This window comes from Bacillus sp. SG-1 (assembly GCF_000181495.1).
Taxonomy (GTDB): Bacteria; Bacillota; Bacilli; order Bacillales; family Bacillaceae_B; genus Rossellomorea.
In genome coordinates, this window is sequence record NZ_ABCF01000176.1 from 1 (window position 1) to 1,284 (window position 1,284).

General features: G+C 43.8%; 3 protein-coding genes. All 3 read right to left on the reverse strand.

The annotated features are described in order from the left end of the window. Positions 1-53: 53 nt before the first annotated feature. Positions 54-395: a 50S ribosomal protein L22 gene (gene rplV, locus BSG1_RS19540; RefSeq protein ID WP_006838981.1), complete on the reverse strand. Its 342-nt coding sequence runs from the start codon at positions 393-395 to the stop codon at positions 54-56. A gap of 19 nt (positions 396-414) precedes the next feature. Further along, positions 415-693 carry a 30S ribosomal protein S19 gene (rpsS, locus tag BSG1_RS19545; protein ID WP_006838982.1) on the reverse strand — a complete coding sequence of 93 codons (279 nt, stop codon included), beginning with the start codon at positions 691-693 and terminating at the stop codon, positions 415-417. Positions 694-753: 60 nt separating this feature from the next. Next, positions 754-1,284, reverse strand: a 531-nt coding sequence (gene rplB, locus BSG1_RS19550; RefSeq protein ID WP_006838983.1) for a 50S ribosomal protein L2, incomplete at its 5' end; no start/stop codon positions are given.

Consider the following 1,284-nt stretch of genomic DNA (forward strand, 5'->3'; position numbering starts at 1 on the left):
TCACGAATAACTCCTACACGCAGTCCGACTGGATGTACTTTTTGACCCACGAATTATCCCTCCTTCTTTTCTGATACCACGATTGTGATGTGGCTTGTGCGTTTGTTGATTTGGCTTGCGCGTCCCATCGCACGTGGGCGGAAGCGTTTCATTGTTGGACCTTCGTTAACAAAGGCATCAGAGATGACCAAGTTGTTTACGTCCATGTCATAGTTATGTTCTGCGTTAGCGATAGCAGATTTTAATACTTTCTCAACTACTGGAGAAGCAGCTTTAGGAGTAAGATTTAAAATCGCTACAGCTTCACCTACTTGCTTACCTCGGATTAGATCAACCACTAAACGTACCTTACGAGGAGCAATACGAACTGTTTTAGCGACAGCTTTAGCTTGCATTAGGATACCCTCCTCTCAATTAGCGTCTTGTTTTCTTGTCATCATTTCCATGACCTTTGTAAGAACGAGATGGTGCGAATTCACCAAGCTTGTGTCCTACCATATCTTCTGTTACGTATACTGGTACATGTTTACGACCATCATAAACTGCGATTGTATGACCGATGAAATTCGGGAAAATTGTTGAACGACGAGACCAAGTTTTAACAACTTGCTTCTTTTCGCCTTCGTTCAATTTCTCGATTTTGTCCATCAAATGATCATCAACAAAAGGTCCCTTTTTTAAGCTACGACCCATGTTTGAACCTCCCTTCGTGATTGTTCTACGGCTCTGTAGATGAACCGTAGTTCAATCCCGTTATTTTTTGCGACGGCGCACAATAAATTTGTCAGATTTGCTCTTCTTCTTACGAGTCTTGAATCCAAGAGTTGGTTTACCCCATGGAGACATTGGAGATTTACGTCCGATAGGAGCGCGTCCTTCACCACCACCGTGTGGGTGATCGTTAGGGTTCATTACAGATCCACGTACAGTTGGGCGCTTGCCTAACCAGCGAGAACGACCTGCTTTACCGATGTTGATTAGTTCGTGCTGCTCGTTACCTACTTGACCTACAGTCGCGCGGCAAGATGAAAGGATCATGCGAACCTCACCTGAATTTAAACGTACAAGCACATATTTACCTTCTTTACCAAGAACCTGTGCAGATGTACCAGCTGAACGGACCAATTGACCGCCTTTTCCTGGTTTAAGTTCGATGTTGTGAACTACAGTACCTACAGGGATGTTGATAAGTGGTAATGCATTACCTACTTTGATATCTGCTTCAGGACCAGATGTTACTTCCATACCTACTTGAAGTGTCTTAGGTGCCAGGATGTAACGCTT

Bases quoted from the DNA above. Each gene is read 5' to 3' on its own strand.
- rpsS (WP_006838982.1), bottom strand. From the start codon at position 693: ATGGGTCGTAGCTTAAAAAAGGGACCTTTTGTTGATGATCATTTGATG.
- rplV (WP_006838981.1), bottom strand. From the start codon at position 395: ATGCAAGCTAAAGCTGTCGCTAAAACAGTTCGTATTGCTCCTCGTAAG.